The sequence below is a fragment of the Nostocoides vanveenii genome (assembly GCF_039531165.1).
GTDB classification, from domain to species: Bacteria; Actinomycetota; Actinomycetes; order Actinomycetales; family Dermatophilaceae; genus Nostocoides_A; species Nostocoides_A vanveenii.
Genome location: NZ_BAAAPN010000035.1, coordinates 1 through 19,943 on the forward strand (window position 1 = coordinate 1; position 19,943 = coordinate 19,943).

Genomic DNA, 19,943 nt, shown 5'->3' on the forward strand with positions numbered 1-19,943 from the left:
GGCAGAGTCGTAACTCCCATCATCGGAAGACCTCGACCCATCAACCCGACACCGACACGCCCCCACGCCGACAACCGGCTACACCCTCAAATCGGAAGAGCCGGTTAAGGTCCGGCACCTCCGTGATCTCGACCTTGAAGACGTCGCGGACGGGCCGCACGTGGGTCAGCCCGGCGACCTCGAACAGCGGCAGCTGCTCGCCTGTGATCGGCGAGCCAGCGTAGGACGTGGCGATGAGCTTCTTCAGGCCGAGGTGGTTGAAGTTCATCGCGAAGTACTTGAAGAAGTTCGACTCGAAGGGGTCGTCGCAGTTGCAGAACACGACCTTGCCCTGGAACTGAGCGCGGTAGTGGCGGAGCTCCGCCTCCACGTCGGCGAGCTGGGTGTAGAACTCGTCAGCCGAGTTGTTGTTGCGTGCGCTCAGCGCATCGTTGCCTGCCATGGCCATCCTCTCCCTTGGAGGCTCAGGCTATCCGGGGACGACGACACGCGAGTGAGTCAGCAGGACAAGGTGGGCCCGCACCGCCGGTGCGTCCAGCATTTGTCATGACATAAGCTCGGCGCAAGCGCTTACGACGTGCTCCGGGACTGCGTCGAACTCGCGCGGATTCAACTGCATCACATACTCATTCTCGATGTGATACGACTCGTTAACAAACTTCCTCAGGGCCGCGTCACCCTTTGAAGCATCTGGATCGAGAGTTGCAGCGATGCGATAGATCTGTATCTTCTCGTAGCCGACGCTTGCTTCCTGAAACTTCGCTTTCAGTGCGTCCTTATCCTTCAGCTGCGCAAGGAGGTTGCCATACTCGAATCCAGGGATAGCCTTCTGAATATCCAGAACCGCCTGCTCCAATTCGTGCGACTCAAGTGGAACCATTTCCCCATTGTTGGCTTTTGAGCACGGTATGTCACGAAGGTGCAGGAGACTGGAAAGGACGTCGTACTCCTTGTCGTACTCGCCATGAACCTCATAGCGCCTCCGAAGGTATATGCACTTGACGACGTCGTCAGCCGTCGATGCGATGTTTGCATCGCAAACCTGCGAGAACGTCATAATGTCTCGTGAGCCAATCGGCTTCTCCTGAACTCTGCCATCGCGGCTCCATAGGAAGTGCACGGCTGGTTCCGCGGCTTGGAACTGCCCAGACGTTGCCGTTCGAACGATGTCAATGGCAGGTTCGATATCATGAGTTAGAAGAAGTGTAGTGAACCCACGGAGACTACTCTGACCATGAAAAAGCTTATGGAGGATGGCAAATTTCTTGGTCTTGTCAAAACTTGAAACTGGGTCATCTAGGATAACCAGATCAGGTTTGTCGCGGCGAACCTGATGCATGAAGAGAACGAGCGCAAACGCGTTGCGCTCCCCGAAACTGAGGTGGCTTCCAGCGGCTTCTATGTGACCAGGAGCATCCTCGTGCTCAAGGATCATCCTATAGGAGTCTCCTTTCGCCTCAATCCTCACAGCGTACTTGTAGCCGGCGGATCTAAGGTACTCGTTTATCTCATCTTGATTTTGCCGAATCGACTTTGCAATCTGCGCCTTCTGCCGCCCTACATGCCCCTTGATCTCGTCGATCCGCTTTGCAACGTAATCAAGTTGCTCGTTCATGCCTATCACAACAGCTTGTGCGTCCGGAGTATTCAACGCGTCAAGAAGGTCCAGGTCAATCTGGAGCCTGCGGAGCGCTTTTCCTACGTCCGGTTCGTCGCGAAGGGAGGTGAAGGAGATGGTCTTCAAGGCAACAAACTTGCTCAGAAGGGTCTCTACCTGGCCCCGCAAGGTCGCTAGGAACTGGTCTTGCTCGGGCGTCAGTTCCTCAAGACTGGTCGTAATCGTCCGAAGTTGCTCGAGCCTGATAGGAACGAAGAACCCGGCCAACTTTTCGATGACTGCGCGCAGTGCTCGCATGTTCTTGACGGCTGCCGTTTCGTATTCTTCTGACACCTTAACCGCGGTCGCCTTGTCCACGCTGGGCACCGCACAGAATGGACAGTTCTCCGAGAGTGCAAGGTAGTTCTTGCCTCTGGATTGCCATGCCAGCCATCCCGCTGGATCCTCACTGTCGAGGAAGTTCTTGAAGCCGAGGAGGGGCTTAGGTATGTTGGCGAGCTTGCCGCCGACGGTCAAGGCTTTAAAGCCTCTGCTAGTCTTTGCAATAGCGCCAGCTTTAGTTACCGCAAAAGCGTCTCGCAACTCAGTGAAGTTTGCGATCACGTCGTCGAGCGCTGCGTTTTCTGTGAAGACCCCTCGCAAGGCTTCAAAGATCGCGTCAAGTTGCTTGACGCCCTCTTGGTACTCGGGGGTCTTAATGAATATCTCAAAGCTGTTTCGTACAACCTCATCGGGCTGGAAGACGAATTGCGAGACATAATTCTCATCAAATGTAAGGGTGCTCTTGATCTCACCCGCCCCCTCGACCGTTGGGACGGCATCGTTCTTGCTGCTCCTGTACCTAAAGGGGAGCAGTTCGCCCAGAAGCGACGGATCTTGCGCGTTCAGAGTAAGAGCTCTAGCGATAGTGCTCTTGCCGAGTCCGTTTGGGCCGTACTTAATGTTGAGCGATCCGCGGCGCAGGGCAATTTGGGCGCGTTCAATACTGTTGCAATTCGTAATCGTCACGCTGTACTCGCCGGTCTCTGCGCGTGTATCCCCCTGGTTAGGGACTGCCGAGTTGTTGTCCGCCACCTCCCCACTGTCTCATGAACCTAGGCGCCGCTGGAGCCGGATCACGTCATGCAAGTCGTCTCGAGGGCAGCGCAGCGAACTATCTTGTTGTGCGCGTCCTCTTGAGCAGTAGCCAGATGGCGCTCTGGCTGAACCCGAGACGGTCTCCCACCCGCGCCGTTGAGAGGCCAGACTCGTAGAGACCGATTGCCTCGCGCTGCTGCTCAGGAGTCATCTTGGGGGCCTGCTGCTTGACCCCGCTATCAGCAACGAGGACGTCAACGGAGTGGCGGGAGACTCCATGGGCCTGGGCCAGCGTGCGGCTAGATGTACCGCGCGCATAGTCCTCGACGATCTGGTTGATGACGAGTGGACCGAGCCTTTGCTTCAGCGTGTAGACCTGCGTCGTCTCGTTGGCAGATGGTCGTGCCTGCCCACTTCCTGCCCCGGCCGCCTGCCGGAGTTGGTGCCCCACTCGGGCGTACTTCGACCAGCGCCCTATAAGTTCCACCGAAGTCCAGGACCTCGGTCGCTTCGCGACCTGGGTCCTGTTCCTCTTTGGTGGACCTCTGTGGCCCCAACCCTCAGCCGGAGGCCAGGCGCGCGCGCTGGGCCGCGTAGTCCGTCACATCGGTGACCGTGGCATAGGGGCTGACGACGTCGTCCTCGGTCTCCTCGACCTCGGCGCTCGGATAGGTCGCCTTCGCCTTGAGCGTGTAGGTCGGCGGGGGCACGGGCACCGGGGACCAGCCACCGGGAGCCTGATCGGCCGCGACCGGCGCCTCGTGCGCCGCGGTGGCGCTGAAGTCGTCGATGTCGAAGACCGCCGCCGCCACGTATGCCGCCGACCCACCATCCGCCGCGACCTCGCCACTCCCGCGGGCGACCAAGGACTGCTCAGGAGCCTCACGTGCCGGCTCGGGACTGACCGTCACGTCGGTGGTGGTTGGCGCGCGCCGGGTCGGCGCGGAAGGGCCGGTCGATACCGGGCGCCCGGGTGCCGAAGCGCCGACCGCCGAACCGCCGCGACCGGCAGCAGCCGGCCGTCGACCTGCGGGTCGAGCGGACATCCCGGCTGCGGGTCGAGCGGCCGTCCCGGCTGCGGGGCGACTCCGCCGCGCGGCCGGCGCCGAGCCCGCGCGGGTCGCGTCGGCAGCACGCTGCGCGGGTGCGTGGCCCGATACGGTCGACACGCCGGCCGCGTGTCCGCGACGACGAGCCGCTGTGGCAGCAGCAACCGCGCGGCGCAGCCACCACATGGCCAGGCCGGTGGCCACGATGCCAAGCACCGGCCAGACCCAGCGAACCGCCCCGAGGCTGGCGAGCAGGGCGCTGACGAGCGTGAAGACGCTGGCACCGATCACGAGCACGCCACGAGTCGCGCGCCCGAAGACCGGCACCTTGCTGTCGATCGCCGTGGCCGAAGCGCGCGCCTTGGAGGTCGCTCGCGCAGTTGCCGCGGAGACGGAACTGACGGTCCTGCTGCCCAGCTCCCGGGCCCGCTCGCCGGCCTGACGCGCGGATTGTGTTGCCGCATCACGATTTTCGGTCGAAGCCGCCGAACGAGCGGTCGACGCGACGCGGTCCGCGAGACGACGACCGGCACCGCGGGTGAAGTCGGACGGATCGGCCTCAGCTCCGCCCCGGCTCACGGTGAGGGCATTGCGGTGCACGCGCGCCGAGGAGGCTGCGGCCACCGTGGGCGCGTCGCTCTCGGGCAGACCTTTGCCCCGGTCGAGGATTCGCATCGACTCCGAGAAGCGGTCGACCGTCCGGGCAGTGGCGAGATGTTCGCGCCGGCCCACCCAGTGCTGCACCAGATAGGCAGCCCAAATGGCAATGACGACAAGGAAGATCACGCTACTGGGCTGCACGGGACCACCGTAGGCAGCGCGCTCGCACTACCCGGGGAGCATCGTCGGTGTGTCGCCGAGCCGGCCGGTTTTGTTCCGGCAGAAGGCCGCCCCGCGCCCGCGTCAGGGCGAGACCACACGCGAGAATCGCCTCCCAATACCACACGGGCGACCCACGAACGACGCCGCCGGTCAGAGCCGCCCGATCAGCCCCCGGGGTCCGAGATCCTCACTGGTGATAGCAAAGGAGAGATGGTCACGCCAGGCGCCATCGATGTGCAGATAGTTCGGCCGCAGCCCTTCGTCCCGGAAACCGAGCTTGCGCACAACAGCGAGCGAGGCGAGATTCTCCGGGCGGATGTTGATCTCGATCCGGTGCAGATTCCCCGCCCGCAGGACGTAATCGCCGGCCAGTGCGACCGCCGTCGGAGTCACGCCACGGCCGGCATACACCTCGCCGACCCAGTAGCCCATGGTGCAAGAGCGGAACGCCCCCGACTCGATATTGCTGACATTGAGTTGCCCGGCCAGCGAGCCATCCACGGTGATCCCGAAGGCGAGCACCCGGCCAGCCCGGCCTTGCTCGCGCTGCGTGCGCAGCATTCGGGCGAAGCTCACACGCCGCGGTGACCCGTCGGGATTGGTCGGCTCCCACGGCCGCAGCCAGTCCCGATTGTGTTGTCGCAGAGCGAAAAAGGCATCCTTGTCCGACCGGCGCAAGGGCCGCAGGCCGATGCTCGAACCGTCCGCCAAACGACCCGAGAGCTCGACCGGCCAGAGCCGCTGCCCCACCCGTCAGTCCGAGACCTGGATCGCTGGCGACGGATGGTCGCCACCGCGCACCTGGCTGATCACGTGTCCGATCACGGGCTCCAGGACCGTCAGCGCATCCCGCACACCGCCCGGCGACCCCGGCAGGTTGACGACGAGGCAGGTCCCAGCCAGACCCGCGAGGCCACGCGAGAGCATCGCGGTCGGCACCCCCGCCGCGACACCGGCAGCGCGGATCGCCTCGGCGATCCCCGGGATCTCGCGATCCAGCAGGGGGCGGGTCACCTCGGGAGTCGAGTCCGTCGGGGCGCAGCCGGTGCCGCCCGTCGTGATCACCAGGTCGTATGCCGTGACCCCCGCGCGCAGTTCGCGCGCCACCGGGTCGCCGTCGGCCACGACGACCGGATCGCCCACGTTCGCGCCCCAGGCTCGCAGGGCATCGCGAATCAGTGGCCCTCCCCGGTCCGGGTAGACCCCGGACGACGCCCTCGTCGACGCGGTGACGACCAGCGCCCGCACGCCTGCCAGGGCCGCGTGATCAGCCATCCACCGGCTCCGATTCGATCCAATCCCCTGACCGCCCACCGGATTTCGCCGTGACCCGGATGTCGGTGATGCGCCCGTGCTTGTCGATCGCCTTGACCATGTCGATGACCGTGAGCGCGGCGACGGCGACGGCGGTCAGCGCCTCCATTTCGATGCCGGTCCGGTCCGCGGTGCGCACGGAGGCCCGGATCTCGACCGCTTCGTCGGTCACGCTGAGGTCGACGTCCACGCCGTGCACGGCGATGGGATGCGCGAGCGGAATCAGCTCGGGTGTGCGCTTGACCGCCTGAATGCCGGCGATCCGGGCGACGGCCAAGGTGTCACCCTTGGCCACCTCACCCGCCCGCAAGGCCTCAATCGCCTTGGGCGAGAGCAGGACTCGCCCGGCGGCCGACGCCTCCCGTGCCGTCACCGCCTTCGCGGAGACATCGACCATGTGGGCCGACCCGTCGGCCCGCACGTGCGTCAGCTCGCCACTCACGCGGTCAACTCCCGGTCGCCGAGCAACCAGACCTCGACCTCGTCACCGGTCTCCAGTCGCGTCGTTGCCTCGGGGACGACGACGAGGGAGTTCGCGCGCACCAGATCGTGGATGAAGTGCGAGCCTTGACCCACAACAGGATCCACCAGCCAGCCGGCATCGGTCCGGGAGGTCACCGCCCGGGCGATTTGGGTCCTGCCGGCTGGCGAGGTCAACTCGTGCCCCATCACCCCGCGCACGATGCGGCGCTCGTGCGTCGTGCCCATCATCGCGTCCAGGGCGGGGGCGACGAAGACCTCGAAGGAGACGAAGGCCGACACCGGATTGCCCGGCAGCGCGAAGACGGGAACGCGCCGCGGCCCGAACAGCCCGAAGCCCTGCGGCTTGCCTGGCTGCATCGCAACCTGGACGAAGTCGACGCCATGCGCGGCCAGCGCGGCCTTCACCACGTCGTACGCGCCCATCGAGACGCCCCCGCTGGTGATGATGGCGTCGCACCAGCCGGCGAGCGTGGTCAGCAGGGCAACCAACTCGTCGGGGTCGTCGCCGACACTCAGGCGTTCCACCGTCTGCGCGCCCATGCCCTCCACCGCCGCGGCCAACATCAGCGAGTTCGACTCGTGGATCTGCCCGGGCCGCAGGGGCCGGCCCGGTTCGATCAGCTCGTCACCGGTGGAGATCACCGCGACCCGGGGCCGGGGCCGCACGCGCAACATCGGGTGACCGGTCGCCGCCGCCAGCGCGATGGTGCGGGCGCCCACCCGCGTCCCCGCCGGTATGACGACCGCACCCGCCCGAACGTCCTCGCCGGCGGGGCGGATAGACCGGCCTGCCGGCACAGGGTCGCAGACACTCACCTGATCCACGCCGCCGTCGGTCCGCTCCACCATGACAACGGCGTCTGCGCCCGCGGGCATCATCGCTCCGGTCATGATGCGCACCGCCTGGCCCGGGCCGACAACGAGACCGGCGGCGTCCCCGCCGGCCGCTACCTCACCGACGACGCGGAGCACCTCCGGCCGGTCCTCGCTCGCCTCGGCGACATCGGCGGACCGAATGGCGTAGCCGTCCATCGCGGAGTTGTCGAAGCCCGGCAGGTCCACGCGGGCCACAACGTCGGTGCACGTCACCAGCCCGCAACAGGCGGATAACTCCAGCTCGACGGGCTCCGCCGCAGGCACCGCTCCTAGGATCGCTTCGCGGTGTTCCGCGACCGACCGCATCTCAGACGGTCCCGGCGAGGACAGCGCCGTCGGGGATGGTGCGCGGGCCCTCGCCGCCGACGACGACATCGCCGACACACCTGACGTCCGCGCCGAAGGTGGCGTCACCGGGCACCGACAAGCTGGTGCACTCGCGCATGCTCGGCACGCCTGCGGGGAAGCGCGCAAGATAGCCCGGCACGTGGGTAAAGACGGCGCCTAACGAGATCGCGGGCTCGGCGTGCGTGATGGTCGAGACGAGCTGGGCGTCGTCATCGAGCTCAAAGATGTCGGACTGCACGAGGAGCAACTCGTTGGTGGACTTCACCGGCCGGAACCGGCTGCGGGGCACCGTAATCGCCCGTGACCCCTCGAACACCTCGATGGCCGCTCCCATGGCCGACTCGATCTGGATGACCTTGGTCGATCCCTTGTCGGTCGGGTCGACGGTCTTGCGGTTGACGATGATGGGCAGCCCGAGCACGCCGTCGCCGTCTGCCAGCAGCCCGGCCAGCACCTCGATGTCGACCCACAGGTTGTTGGCATGGAAGAGCGTGTGCCGCGTGTTGTCCTGGAAGTAGTGGTCCTCACCGGGCGCCACCATGGCCGAGTCGCGCAAGATCAACCGGCCGTCGGTCTTGCGCACCGCGAGATGGCCGCCCTTGCGATCGTTCGCCGTGCGCTCGCAGACCTCTGCGGCATACGGGATGTCCTTGGCGATCAGCCAGGCCGCGATGTCCGGATCGCAGGTCGCACCGAGATTGTCGGCATTGGACAAGAAGACATAGCGGATCCCCTTGGACCGCAAGGCCTCCAGCAGGCCGGCTCCCTGGAGGGAGACGAAGACATCGCCGTGCCCGGGCGGGCACCACTCCAGGCTGGGGTCCGCCGGCCACGACACCGGCTCCAACCCGTCCGCGGTCAGCTTCGGCTCGGCATTCTGGAGGAAGTCGAGCGGCAGCCCGTCGACGGCCAGGTCGGGATACGCGGCCAGGATGGCCAACGACTCCTCGCTGGTGCGGAAGGAGTCCATCAATAGCAGCGGGAGGTCCACGGCATACCGCCGGCGCAGGGCGAGCGTCTGCCGGGCGATGATGTCGAGGAAGGTCAGCTCGCCGCGCACCTGCAGCGCGGTCTTGGGGCCGCTTAGGCCCATGCTGGTGCCCAGCCCCCCATTGAGTTTGACCACCGCGACCTGGGCGAGGGCCGCGCGCCGTTCTTCCTCGCTGACCTGAACGTCGGCCAGGCTGGTGACCTCGCTGAGGGGATCGATCGTGTCCTCGGGAATCAGCCCCTGCGCACCCGACTCCAGCAACCGGTAGAAGCGCTCGAAGACCGCGATCGCGGCCGCCGACGTCCCCCGCTCGGTCATGGCCGCCCGCGCCTTTGCCAGCCCTTCGTCGCTCATGGTGCCAGCCTACGATGCCCCCCATGACGCTGACGGCGAAGCAGCAGACGCGGGCAGCCCACCGGGCCAGACGCCGGGCCATCGCGGCCGAGCGCGACCTCCGCGCCGACGGCGTCGCGCTGGCCGGGCATCTCGAACCGCTCATCGCGCGTCTGGGGATCGGCCCCGGGGACGTGGTCACGGCATACGAACATCTCCCCCACGAGCCGCACACCGACGCCGTATGCCGCCTGCTCGCCGTCAGGGGCGCGCGCGTCATCGTGCCGATCACCTTGCCCTCCTTCGACCTCGATTGGTTCGCCCTCGACGATCCGGACCGCACACCCCTGGGCCTGGACGCCGTCGCGCGCTGCCGGCTGCTCCTCATACCGGCACTGAGCGTCGACGCCCTTGGCAACCGGCTGGGGCAGGCCGGTGGATGTTATGACCGCACCCTGCCACGGGCCACCGACAACGCCGTGGTGGTCGCTCTGCTGCACCCCGGCGAGCTCGATGAGCGCCCGCTGCCGACCGATCCGTGGGATCGACCAGTCGATCTGGTGCTGACAGCGAACGGACTGAGCGCGGTGGGACCGGATCGGCGGCGCCGGCTGGGAGACTGAGCGCAACACTCCCCGTCGATGCGAATGAGGCCCCACCGTGTTCCCCTTGGCGACCGATCTGGCCGCGGGATTCACGCTGAGCGAGCTGACCATAGCGCTGCTGGTCGGCTCCCTCATTCTCATCGTCTGCGTCGCGGCGATCCGTCTCTCCACACGCACCGGCATGCCGTCGCTCCTGATCTACCTCGCCGTCGGCCTAGCGGTCGGGGAGAAGGGCCTCGGCATCGGCTTCGAATCCGAGCAACTGACCCAGGTCCTCGGCTATGCCGCCTTGATCCTCATCCTCGCCGAAGGTGGCCTCTCGACCCAGTGGTCGGGGATCCGCGGCGCCGTGGGGCCCGCGCTCATTCTTTCCACCGTTGGCGTGGTCGTCTCGGTCGCCGTGGTGGCCACCGCCGGTCACTACGTCCTCGGCTGGAGTTGGGTGACCGCCCTGCTCATCGGGGCGATCCTGTCCTCCACCGACGCTGCCGCCGTCTTCGCCGTGCTCCGCAATGTGCCACTGCCACGACGCCTGACCGGAATGTTGGAGGCCGAGGCCGGCTTCAATGACGCCCCGGTCGTCATCCTCGTCACCGCGCTGAGCGCCTATGCCGCGCACACCGGCGAGGTGATCTCCCCTCTCTGGATGCCCTTCGTCGCGATCGCCGAACTGGCCGGCGGGGCGCTGATCGGGCTGCTCGTCGGCTACCTGGGCGGTCGGCTGATGCGCCTGTCGGCGGCGGGTGCCTCCGGCCTCTTCTCCATCGGCATCATCGCCGTCACCGTCCTGGCGTATGCCGTGGCCGCCTCCCTGCACCTGTCCGGCTTTATCGCCACCTACCTCGCGGCCCTGGTCCTGGGCAATATGGGGCTGCCGCATCGCGCAGCCGTCCATGCCTTCGCCACCGGGGTCGGCTGGCTGGCCCAGATCGGCCTCTTCGTGCTCCTGGGCCTGCTCGCCTCGCCGAGCGGTTTCCCCACGCAAGTGGTCCCCGCCCTGGTCATCGGCCTCGTGCTGCTCATCCTGGCCCGGCCGTTGTCGGTGGTTGCCTCGACGATCCTGTTCGGCTATTCGCGAGCAGACCGGCTCTTCTTGTCCTGGGCCGGCCTGCGCGGGGCGGTTCCTGTCGTCCTCGCCACCGTGCCCGTCACCGCCAAGGCACGCAATGTCGACTGGATCTACGACCTGGTCTTCGTCCTGGTCGTCATCTTCACCCTGGTTCAGGCACCGACGCTGCCGTGGGTGGCGCGGATCCTCGGGGTCACCGAGAGCCACAAGGCGCGCGAGATGACCGTGGAGTCCACCCCCATGGATGACCTCGGCGCGCAGTTGCTCCACGTGGACATCGGCCCGGCGTCCCATCTGCACGGCGTCGCGATCTTTGAGTTGCGCCTGCCCGACGGCGCCGACGTTGCGCTGGTGGTACGCCACGGCCAGACGATGGTCCCCACCGGGCGGACCACGCTGCGCCATGACGACCAACTGCTTGTCGTGTGCACGAATGCCGCGCGCGAACGGACCGAGAAGCTGCTGCACTCGATCAGTACGGCCGGCCGGCTCGCCGGGTGGTCGGCTCGGCCCGCCAAGGATCGCAAACGACCGGGGCGTCCCGGGCGCGGCACCGTCGGCAGCGTGGGCGACAAGGCCGAGTGAGCTCGGGCGGTCCCGCTGGCACGGAATGTTCGACACGGTGGTCGCCTTTATAGTTTGAGCAACTTTCCCGCATCGTCTTCGGCGCTGCGCCTCGTGCCGCCTGCCGGGCAGCAGGTCGGGTGATCACCTCACCTACTGCGCGCTTGGCGGCACTACTCAACGGAGGAATCGTGCCTACCTATGCCTACGCGTGCGCCGACTGCGGGCACGCCTTCGACATCGTCCAGTCCTTCGCCGACGACTCTCTGACCGTCTGCCCGCAGTGCCAGGGTCGGTTGCGCAAGCAGTTCAATGCGGTCGGCGTGGTGTTCAAGGGCAGCGGTTTCTATCGGACCGACTCGCGCTCGGGGAACTCCGGCACGTCCGCCTCGAGCGGCGGGTCGTCATCGACATCCGCCACGTCCTCCGACGCCACCTCGGGCAGCGACAAGGCAGCCGCGGCCACCGACACGACGGCTGCCTCACCGGCCAAGGGGTCGGGTGCGACGACGCCATCGTCCACAGGTTCGACGGGCAAATCCGCAGCATCCACAGCCTGAGGGCGGGGGCCTTCCGGCCCGTCAGCTCGATGCCTAGCGTGGGGGCATGCCACTGAATCTGCGGTCCCGGACAACCTTGCTGGCCGCCCCCGAGTCGCCTTTTGCCGGGCTCGTCGGTGCCGGCCGGCGAGCGGCCTTTCGACGCCGGCTGATCCGCCGAATCGCGGCGGTCGCCCTTCTGGTGATTGCGGGGACGCTGATCGTGATGCGACCGGGTGCGGCGGGGCCGGCCGACCCGGTGCCCGATGTCAATGGTCACGCGACCGGCGGTGCGCTGCTGCCGACGGGGTTACCGAGTGCATCGGCATCCCCGACCAGCACCCCCAGCGCTTCCGGGACGTCGGCACCCGGACCGGGAGACGGCGCAGGAGCGGTTGACGTGCCCCCCGGCCGCATGGGCATCGTCGTGCCCATCGACGCGGCGCTCGCCCCTCGCCTGCAGCCGGGCGATCGGGTCGACATCTACCGATCCGGCAGCAGCAAACGTGTGGCCACTGAGGCCCTTGTGGTTGATGTGACACGCCCGGCTGCGTTGCACGACTCGGATTTCGGTCCCGCTTCCGGCGCCGATCCCTCGGCCGCGACGGCGACCGTCTTCGTCGCGGTCCTGGCCCGCGAAGCCGCCGGCATACCAGCTGGTCAGCGCGGGTCGGAGCGATCCGCCACCGCGTGGTGGGTCACGGTGCTCCCGCGGACGCCGAGCACAAACCCCTGAAGACTTATGCCACCAAAAGGCGCAGGACCGGGGGACAAAGCGTCGATGAGAAGACCGTGAAAAAGTCCGGTATACTTGTCGGCGGTTCACATGAGCACGGCGCCTCCCGACGATGGTGATGGCGCGAAAGATCACCTCACCCAAAGGAAAATGAGAATCCCATGAAGGGTTTCAAAGACTTCGTCATGCGCGGCAACCTCGTTGAGCTTGCCGTTGCCTTCGTTATCGGCGCGTCCTTCGCGACCGTCGTTAAGGCCTTCACTGACATGTTCATGTCCATCCTGGGCAAGATCCGTGGCAACCCCAACTTCAACTCCTACCAGCCCGGTGGCGTGCCGGTCGGCGCGTTCCTGACCGCCCTGATCGCGTTCCTCATCGTCGCGTTCGTCATCTACTTCTTCGTCGTCAAGCCCTACGAGGCCGCCAAGGCCCGCTTCGTCGCCCCGGCGGAAGAGGCCGTTGACGCCAACACCGTTCTCCTCACCGAGATCCGCGACGCGATCCGAGCCGGCCGCTGACCCCTTTAAGCAGCGGCGCTAAGTAACGCCCGAGCGGGGCGGACGGAAGGAAATCCCTTCCGTCCGCCCCGCTCGCATTTGCCCAGCGCACCTATTAGGCAGCATGTGGTTTTTCAAGACCTGCGCACAAGCCGGCGCCGGGCGGATGAGTAAATGGACAGAATGTTTAGGTGATCGAGTAGGTAATTCGATTCCGGAAAGCACTGCGTCTGCGAAGTACGCGCTGATCAGCCCCAGTGCGGTGGCCGGTTCTCACGCAGCCAGCGATCATGCGCCGACTCCGGGACCGGCGGCAGCGACGTAGGCTGTCCGTCGTTCGTCCGGGCTTTGCCGGCTCCGGCAGCAGGCCCGGCTGAGGGCGTCCCCGCAACTCGACGCACGTCGCGCGGCTCGTTCGCCGGCCCGGTCGGCGGGCGCATCGCCCGGCGCACACCGCGCGTCGGCACCGGACCCGTATGCAGTTCGCCGCCGGCGATCTTCTCCAGCGCGGCCATCACGCGCGCCTCCTCACGGGCTGGATCCCGGAACAGATCGACGGTCAGCACCCGCAAGGGCCGCCACCCGAGGCGGCGTAGCTGGTCGTAGACGAGCCGGTCGCGCATCCGCACGCCGGTGATGGCGGCATACGCCGGTCCGTCGACGGCGACCCCCAAGGTTGCCGGCCCACGCGTGAAGGGGTCACTCACCGCCAGATCGACCAGGCCGGCAGCGACGCCGACACGCACCCGCAAGCCGCGGGCGCGCAACCGCCGAGCGAGATCGGTGACCAACACCGACGTCGGCACCGGTGGCGTCGTCGACCGCCGGCGTTGCAGCAGAGTCGCCAGCAGCCGGGGGCCGGGCGAGATCGCGCTCTCCGCGCTCTCCAGGCCGGCGGAGTCGACGCCGTGCACGACGTGCATCGCCGATCGGGCACGGGTCAAAGCCGCGGTGAGCAGCCGCATACCGGTCGGTGACGCGACCTGGCCGAGGGCATGCGCGCCGAGGGCGACGATGACGACGTCGCGCGTTACCCCGGCCAGTCGGGTGGCGTCGAGCACCACGAAGGGCTCGGGTCCATCACGGACGAAGAAGTCGTCCACGCTCGCGTCCAACGCAGTCATAAGCGCCATCCGGATGCGCTCCGCGTGGTCCGCATCGAGTGTGACGACCGCGAGCGAATCCTTTGGCCGCAGCCGGGCATGAGTCACGGCAGCGGCCACCGCAGCCGCCACTTCGGAGGCCCCGCCGGCGTCCGCGGGTGCCGACTCGATCCGCAACCCGCCACTGTCGCCGGGGCTGGGAATCACGTGCATCTCGCCGGCATAGGCCGACGCTCCCACCGCCTCGATCAGCCGTTCGTCGTGCGAGCGATAGTGCCATTCGAGGCGATACACCGGCCACAGCGCCGATGCCGCCTCGAGCAAGGATTGATCGGCCCGCAATCGCCGGGGTTCGCCGCCGGTGGTGGCCGTGAACGCGCTCGGTCCGGGCAGCCGTGAGTCGCCGATGATCACCGCCTGGCCGGCACGGGCGAGGGCCGAGGCGGACTCCCAAACCGTCAGCGCCGAGGCCTCGTCGATCACGACCACGTCGAAGGTCCGCTCCGGCGCGAGATACAGCCCGACTGTCAGCGGGCTGCACAACCAGATCAGAGCCTCGCGCCCACGGTGCTCGGCCGCCAGGCCGGCCGCGCTCGCCCGCTGCAGGGAGCGGTCGACATCGCGGAAGCGGGTGCCCGCGGCCCGCACCGGGTCGCCGTTCGCGCGCGCATAGCCCGGGTCCGCAGCCGTCAGCTCCGCGAGCAGCGATGCCCACCAGACGAACTCGACATCGCGGGCGACCCGATCCGCCGGCACGGAGCGGGCGGCGAGGTCGTCGACCAAATCCCCTAGCCCCGCGGCGCGTGCTCGATCGAGATCCCCCGTGACCTCGGCGAGGATCTCCAATCGATCCCGGGCTCCGCCGAGCCGGTCCACGAGCTCACGGAGCTCGGGCAACGGCATACGGGTCAGGTCGGGAGCGCCCGCCAGGCGGGCGCCGAGATAGCGCGCATGCCCCGCTGCCTTGTCGTATGCCGTGGCCGCCTGCCCGAGTCCGGTCACCTGGGTCGGCAGCGTGCGCGACGCGCGGATCAAGCGCCACAGCGGGCGGACCGCCAGTGCCTTGCGCAGGATGGCGTCGAGGTCGTTCGGGTGATGCCCGGGGCGCAGGTAGGAGCGCACCGCGCGGCCGTGCCGCCAGCGATCGAGAGTGCCGCCGGAGTCCGAGGCCGTCCACTCATCCAGCGGCGCGTCGAAGACTCCGATCCGAAAGACGTCGAGCACCTCCTTGATGGTGGCCATCTCGGCGACGAAGTCGCCATAGTCGACCAGCCTCGGGAAGGCCGGCAGGTCGACTCCGGCGAAGACCGCATCGAAGGTCGCATCCAGCCGTTCCAAGCCGGCCGGCGAAAGCTCGGCCAGCGCCGCCTCGGCATCGGCACGGTCCTGCTGGTTGCGGATGACCGCGCCCCACCATGGATCTTCTTCTGCCCCACTGGTTTTCCAGGCACCATCGGCGGCGATCCCGGCGAGTGTGTCCTGCCAGTGCGCCAGTTCCGGGCGGCCCAGCGCGGCGAGCGGTGCGCCGCCGAGGCGCACCTTGGAGCGGGGCGGGTCCGGGTCCTCGCACAGCTCGGCGATGCGCTCCTGAATCTGGTCGAGGGTCACCCCCCACGGCGTGCGCGGTCGGTGCATCCGCTCGACATGGTCGGCGAGTTCGCGACCGGCCGACGTCCAGTCCGATTGCGGCGCAGCCGCGCGCACCGGGTCGCGCCGCGGCCGGGCCGTCCCTGACGGCAGCGCGGCCGGCTCGGAGACGAGTTCGGACAGACCCAGGTGCGCCAGCCGGCCGGCGACCGCCGCCCGCGACCCCGCGGGGCCGGCGACGACGAGCACCGAGCGCCCCTGCCGCGCCAGGTCGGCCGCAATGTTGACGATGGTCTGCGTCTTGCCCGTGCCCGGCCCGCTGTCGACGACGACCGTGCGCCGGCCGCGCACCGCCTCCAGGACCGCAAGCTGACTCGGGTCAGCATCCAGCACCGTCATCTCTTCGGGGTTCGCCGCGTGCTGAACTCGGGCGGGCTGCGGCCCCGCGATCGAGCCACGCGCCAGCCGGCCCACGATCGGGTGCGCCGGCAGAGTCGGGGCGATGCGGTTGAAGTCCGCGGCCGCCGAGAGCTTGGCGTAGTGGAAGGTGGTCAGCCACAAATCCGGTGCGATCGACCACCCCGGCGGGCCGGTGAAGGCGCGGCCGAGCGCTTCATACGCGCTGCCTGCGTCGAAGCCACTGGAGCGCATCGACATGCGCACCAGCACATCGAACGGGATGTCGACGCCGCCGGCATTGACCAGGTAGCTGCGCAGCGCCGGGTTGAACTCCAACTCCCCCGTCGCGACGACGACGAAGTCGCCCTGGGCGGCGTCCTCGGGCACCAATTCGCAGCGTCGCAAAAAGACCGGGGCGTTGGGACGCGGGCCGCGGGCGACCGACCAGCTGGCCCGCCCGATCGCCAGGAAACTGCCTGGCACGCCCCGCTCGCGGGCGAGTTCGAGCTGCTTGGCGCGGATCGCCCGCGCCCGGGAGAAAGCCCGGGCCTGCGCCGACGCTTCGCGGTAGAGCTCGGTCAGGCGCGTGCTCTTGCCGGCGAGCAATTTGGCCAACCCGCCGGGGTGGGCATGGGTGATGTCGAGCGCGATCGCGTGGTCGCTCCAGAGCAAGGTGTTGGGCCCGCCGTGCCGGGTCACTTCGGCTCGCCACTGGACCAATCGCTCGGCCGCCGGATCCCCGGTTTCGGGGGTCGCTGGAGCGTGGGAGGCGGACACGAGGGTCAGGCTAACCAATCCCGGGGTGAGGCGAGAATCGCGGTCAACGCACCGCGGTCGCTGCGGCCTCCGAGCGCCGGATCAGCAGGCCGAGCAGCACGACCGCGACGGCGAGCAGGGCACAGAACTGAGCCAGGCGGGCATACCCCCATTGGTCGACGACGACCCCGGCGAGCGCGCCGCCAGAGGCGGCCGCCATGCCCATGACCAGGTCCGACACGCCCTGGGCGCCGGCCCGCCTCGGGATCGGGATGCTCGCGACGAGCAGGGTCGAGCCGCTGACGAGGGTGGCCGACCAGCCGACACCGAGAACGAACAGGCCCAGCGCCAGATCGTGGGAGTAGCCGATCGCGCTTCGGCCGGCGAGGAAGGTCGCGAGTAGGAGCAGCAGTCCGCCACCAATGGCGACGCGTCCGGCGCCCACCCGGTCGACCGCGATCCCCATCAGCGGGGAGAGCGCGAACATCCCGAGAATATGGCCGCTGATGACGAAGCCGACGATCTCAAGGGAGGCATGGCCGTGCACCATGTGCAGCGGGGTCATGACCATCAGGCTGACCATCACCATGTGGCCGAGCGCGGTCACACCCACCGCGGCTGTGGCCCGCCGCGACGCGCGGATCGCACTCAGCCCGCGGCGCACCGAGCCGCGAGCCGGCTCCTCGTCGACGGGGGCCAGGGCTCGCGCGAGCAGGAGCGGGTCGGGGCGTAGCCGGGCCCACATGACGACCGCGCCGACGGTCAGCACGATGGCGCTGATGACGAAGGGTCCGGCGAGTTCGTCGACCCCGAGGGCGCGAGCCAGCGGCCGGGCGGGAGCCGTCAGGTTCGGCCCGAGGACCGACCCGACCGTGGTCACCCAGACCACCAGGCTCAGGTCGCGCCCGCGGTGGGCGGGCAGCGCGAGGTCGGCTGCGGCATACCGGGCGGCGCTATTGGCGGCGGTCGCGCAGCCGAGCAGCACGCAGCCGGCCAGCAGCAGGGCGAAGGAGCCGGCGACCGCAGCGGCAACGATGCCGAGCGCGCCGAGGACGGCAACCGCATACGCGAAGGTCAGGCTGGGGCGTCGGCCGGCGCGATGGGCGAGTGCGGCGACCGGAATGGCAAAGAGAGCGGCGCCCAGAGTCTGGAATGTCCCGCCGAGTCCGGCGAAATCTGTTCTGCCCGAGATCTTTTCGGCGAGGATGGAGCCGACGGTCGCGCCAGCGGCCAGGCCGACACCGCTGAGCACTTGGGTGACCATCAGCGTCCGGACCGTATGCCGTTGGGCCGCCTCCCGGTCCAGGGTCACCGTCACCCGCCCACCCTAGGAGTGCGCTGCACCCATGACAAAGCTCATGGACCGAAGGTGACGGGCGGCCCAAGACGGCACGGTCGCCCGGCGCGAGGGTTGAGCCATGACCACCGCAACCCTCGCTCCCCACCGCCCCGCCATCGGCGCGATCGGTGCTCCCGCGATCGCCCTGACCGGGCTCACCAAAACCTTCGGCACGGTCCAGGCCGTCCGCGGGATCGACCTGCACGTCGCCCAGGGCGAGGTGCTCGCCTTCCTCGGCCCCAATGGGGCCGGCAAGACCACGACCATCGACATGGTGCTCGGACTCGCCGAACCCACGAGTGGCTCCGCCGAGGTGTTCGGCTTCGAGCCGGGCGAAGCCATCCGTCGCGGCCTGGTCTCGGCCGTCATGCAGACCGGCGGGCTACTCAAGGACCTGACGGTTCGCGAGACCATCGCCTACACCGCGTCGCTCTTCCCCAGCGCCCGGCCCGTCGATGAGGTGCTGGCCGCGGCCGGCCTGACCGATCTGGCCGGTCGCTCGGTCGGCAAGTGCAGCGGCGGCGAGCAGCAGCGCCTGCGCTTCGCCATGGCCCTGGTCAGCGACCCGCAGCTGCTGATCCTCGACGAGCCGACCACCGGGATGGACGTCAACGCCCGGCATGCCTTCTGGGAGCACATCCGCGCCGAGGCCGCCACCGGCCGCACGATCATCTTCGCGACGCATTATCTGCAGGAGGCCGACGAGTACGCCGACCGGATCGTCCTGGTCCGCAGCGGTCGCATCGTCGCCGACGGCACGCCGGCGCAGCTGAAGGCCCACGGCAACGGGCGGACCGTCCGCGCCACCTGGCCCGGTGTCAGCGCCGACGATCTGCGCGATGTGCCCGGCATCGACCACGCCGATATCCGCGGGGACATCCTCACCGCCTCGGCGACCGACTCCGACGCCCTGGCCCGTCACTTGCTCCTCCACACCCCCGCCCACGACCTCGAAGTCACCGCCCGCGGCCTCGACGAGGCCTTCATCGCGCTCACCGCGACCGAAACCGAAGAGAACTGACATGACCACGACAGTGATCGACCCCCGTGCCCGTCGCGCCCCCCTCGGCGGCGTCAGCCCCACCCTGGCCGGCATCGAGCTGCGCCGAATCCTGCGCAACCGGCGCACGATGATCTTCACGCTGATCTTCCCGGTCGTGATGTTCCTGTTCATCTCCGCCCAGATCAAGGGCGCGGACGACTCCATGGGCCCGACCGTGATCGCCAATGTCGGCGCCTACGTCATGGTGAGCATGGCGCTCTACGGCGCCGTCATGGCGACCACCAGCGCCGGCGCGTCGGTCTCCGTCGAACGCGCCTCCGGCTGGTCGCGCCAGCTGCGGCTGACGCCATTGCGGCCCACGGCATACGTGCTGTTGAAGGTGGTGCTCGCGCTGGTCGTGGGCGCCTTGGCAACCAGCGTCACCTTCGCCGTCGGCGAGTTGACCGGCAGTGCCCACCTCGGCGCGGGCTCCGCCCTCCTCTCGGCCGCGCTGATCATCCTCGGCTCGCTCGTCTTCGCCGCCTTCGGACTGTTCATGGGGTATCTGCTGCCGAGCGAGAACGCGATGCAGTTCCTCGGGCCGGTGCTGGCCGTCCTGTCGATCTTCGGCGGCATCTTCAGCGCTCCGATCGACCCGTCCTCGACGTATGGCCAGATCGCCTCCCTCACACCGATCTACGGCCTCTCGCAGGTCGCCCACTGGCCGCTCACGCTGACCACGTCCGGCACTCATGATCCCTTCGACATCTCGTGGGTGATCAATATGGTCGCCTGGGGGGCAATCTTCGTCGCGGGGGCGGTCTGGCGCTTCCGCAAGGACACCGCCCGGGTGTGA

The 19,943-nt window shown here is 68.1% G+C and carries 17 protein-coding genes; 7 read left to right on the top strand and 10 right to left on the bottom strand.

Annotated elements, in window-relative coordinates:
• Positions 1-40 precede the first annotated feature (40 nt).
• From ABD209_RS07135 to ABD209_RS07170, 8 genes are all read right to left on the bottom strand, one after another.
• Positions 41-442 (bottom strand): adenine-specific methyltransferase EcoRI family protein, encoded by a 402-nt coding sequence (locus tag ABD209_RS07135; RefSeq protein ID WP_344064095.1) that lies wholly within the window; start codon positions 440-442, stop codon positions 41-43.
• A 102-nt stretch (positions 443-544) separates the two neighbouring features.
• The gene (locus ABD209_RS07140; RefSeq protein ID WP_344064098.1) at positions 545-2,692 is read right to left on the bottom strand and encodes an AAA family ATPase; all 2,148 of its coding nucleotides are present in this window, start codon (positions 2,690-2,692) and stop codon (positions 545-547) included.
• A gap of 563 nt (positions 2,693-3,255) precedes the next feature.
• On the bottom strand, positions 3,256-4,545 hold the full coding sequence (locus ABD209_RS07145; protein ID WP_344064101.1) for a hypothetical protein: 1,290 nt from the start codon (positions 4,543-4,545) through the stop codon (positions 3,256-3,258).
• A 171-nt stretch (positions 4,546-4,716) separates the two neighbouring features.
• Complete coding sequence (locus tag ABD209_RS07150) at positions 4,717-5,316, bottom strand: GNAT family N-acetyltransferase (protein WP_344064104.1); 600 nt, start codon at positions 5,314-5,316, stop codon at positions 4,717-4,719.
• Between the two features lie 3 nt (positions 5,317-5,319).
• Positions 5,320-5,841, bottom strand: coding sequence for a MogA/MoaB family molybdenum cofactor biosynthesis protein (locus ABD209_RS07155; RefSeq protein WP_344064107.1), 522 nt, complete (start codon positions 5,839-5,841; stop codon positions 5,320-5,322).
• A complete protein-coding gene (gene moaC, locus ABD209_RS07160) occupies positions 5,834-6,277 on the bottom strand; it encodes a cyclic pyranopterin monophosphate synthase MoaC (protein ID WP_425564612.1) in 444 nt (147 codons plus the stop codon). Before moaC ends, ABD209_RS07155 begins: the two co-directional genes overlap by 8 nt.
• Positions 6,278-6,318: 41 nt before the next feature.
• The gene (locus ABD209_RS07165) at positions 6,319-7,503 is read right to left on the bottom strand and encodes a molybdopterin molybdotransferase MoeA (protein WP_344064113.1); all 1,185 of its coding nucleotides are present in this window, start codon (positions 7,501-7,503) and stop codon (positions 6,319-6,321) included.
• 43 nt (positions 7,504-7,546) lie between these two features.
• Positions 7,547-8,932 carry a UTP--glucose-1-phosphate uridylyltransferase gene (locus ABD209_RS07170; RefSeq protein WP_344064115.1) on the bottom strand — a complete coding sequence of 462 codons (1,386 nt, stop codon included), beginning with the start codon at positions 8,930-8,932 and terminating at the stop codon, positions 7,547-7,549.
• Between the two features lie 23 nt (positions 8,933-8,955).
• Here ABD209_RS07170 and ABD209_RS07175 point away from each other — a divergent pair, with 23 nt between their 5' ends.
• From ABD209_RS07175 to mscL, 5 genes are all read left to right on the top strand, one after another.
• Positions 8,956-9,534: a 5-formyltetrahydrofolate cyclo-ligase gene (locus ABD209_RS07175; protein WP_324387215.1), complete on the top strand. Its 579-nt coding sequence runs from the start codon at positions 8,956-8,958 to the stop codon at positions 9,532-9,534.
• A 37-nt stretch (positions 9,535-9,571) separates the two neighbouring features.
• Complete coding sequence (locus tag ABD209_RS07180; protein WP_344064118.1) at positions 9,572-11,170, top strand: potassium/proton antiporter; 1,599 nt, start codon at positions 9,572-9,574, stop codon at positions 11,168-11,170.
• A 170-nt stretch (positions 11,171-11,340) separates the two neighbouring features.
• Complete coding sequence (locus ABD209_RS07185) at positions 11,341-11,709, top strand: FmdB family zinc ribbon protein (RefSeq protein WP_344064121.1); 369 nt, start codon at positions 11,341-11,343, stop codon at positions 11,707-11,709.
• 46 nt (positions 11,710-11,755) lie between these two features.
• Positions 11,756-12,424, top strand: a complete 669-nt coding sequence (locus tag ABD209_RS07190; protein WP_344064124.1) for a CpaB family protein — start codon at positions 11,756-11,758, stop codon at positions 12,422-12,424.
• Positions 12,425-12,585: 161 nt separating this feature from the next.
• Entirely contained in the window at positions 12,586-12,942 is a 357-nt protein-coding gene (gene mscL / locus ABD209_RS07195; RefSeq protein WP_344064126.1) for a large conductance mechanosensitive channel protein MscL, read from the top strand.
• Between the two features lie 227 nt (positions 12,943-13,169).
• On the opposite strand, the gene ABD209_RS07200 is transcribed toward mscL, so the two are convergent.
• Together ABD209_RS07200 and ABD209_RS07205 are read right to left on the bottom strand one after the other, a co-directional pair.
• Positions 13,170-16,787: a hypothetical protein gene (locus tag ABD209_RS07200; RefSeq protein WP_344064129.1), complete on the bottom strand. Its 3,618-nt coding sequence runs from the start codon at positions 16,785-16,787 to the stop codon at positions 13,170-13,172.
• A gap of 43 nt (positions 16,788-16,830) precedes the next feature.
• Positions 16,831-18,084: an MFS transporter gene (locus tag ABD209_RS07205; RefSeq protein ID WP_344064132.1), complete on the bottom strand. Its 1,254-nt coding sequence runs from the start codon at positions 18,082-18,084 to the stop codon at positions 16,831-16,833.
• Positions 18,085-18,184: 100 nt separating this feature from the next.
• Between ABD209_RS07205 and ABD209_RS07210 the strand changes: the two genes are divergently transcribed.
• Together ABD209_RS07210 and ABD209_RS07215 are read left to right on the top strand one after the other, a co-directional pair.
• Entirely contained in the window at positions 18,185-19,126 is a 942-nt protein-coding gene (locus tag ABD209_RS07210; protein WP_344064134.1) for an ABC transporter ATP-binding protein, read from the top strand.
• Between the two features lies 1 nt (position 19,127).
• Complete coding sequence (locus ABD209_RS07215) at positions 19,128-19,943, top strand: ABC transporter permease (protein ID WP_344064137.1); 816 nt, start codon at positions 19,128-19,130, stop codon at positions 19,941-19,943.

What these genes read in the sequence shown, in the direction of transcription:
- ABD209_RS07170 (WP_344064115.1), bottom strand. Translation starts at nt 8,932, where the DNA reads ATGAGCGACGAAGGGCTGGCAAAGGCGCGGGCGGCCATGACCGAGCGG.
- ABD209_RS07190 (WP_344064124.1), top strand. Translation starts at nt 11,756, where the DNA reads ATGCCACTGAATCTGCGGTCCCGGACAACCTTGCTGGCCGCCCCCGAG.
- ABD209_RS07135 (WP_344064095.1), bottom strand. Translation starts at nt 442, where the DNA reads ATGGCAGGCAACGATGCGCTGAGCGCACGCAACAACAACTCGGCTGAC.
- ABD209_RS07210 (WP_344064134.1), top strand. Translation starts at nt 18,185, where the DNA reads ATGACCACCGCAACCCTCGCTCCCCACCGCCCCGCCATCGGCGCGATC.
- ABD209_RS07155 (WP_344064107.1), bottom strand. Translation starts at nt 5,841, where the DNA reads ATGGCTGATCACGCGGCCCTGGCAGGCGTGCGGGCGCTGGTCGTCACC.
- ABD209_RS07175 (WP_324387215.1), top strand. Translation starts at nt 8,956, where the DNA reads ATGACGCTGACGGCGAAGCAGCAGACGCGGGCAGCCCACCGGGCCAGA.
- mscL (WP_344064126.1), top strand. Translation starts at nt 12,586, where the DNA reads ATGAAGGGTTTCAAAGACTTCGTCATGCGCGGCAACCTCGTTGAGCTT.
- moaC (WP_425564612.1), bottom strand. Translation starts at nt 6,277, where the DNA reads ATGGTCGATGTCTCCGCGAAGGCGGTGACGGCACGGGAGGCGTCGGCC.
- ABD209_RS07215 (WP_344064137.1), top strand. Translation starts at nt 19,128, where the DNA reads ATGACCACGACAGTGATCGACCCCCGTGCCCGTCGCGCCCCCCTCGGC.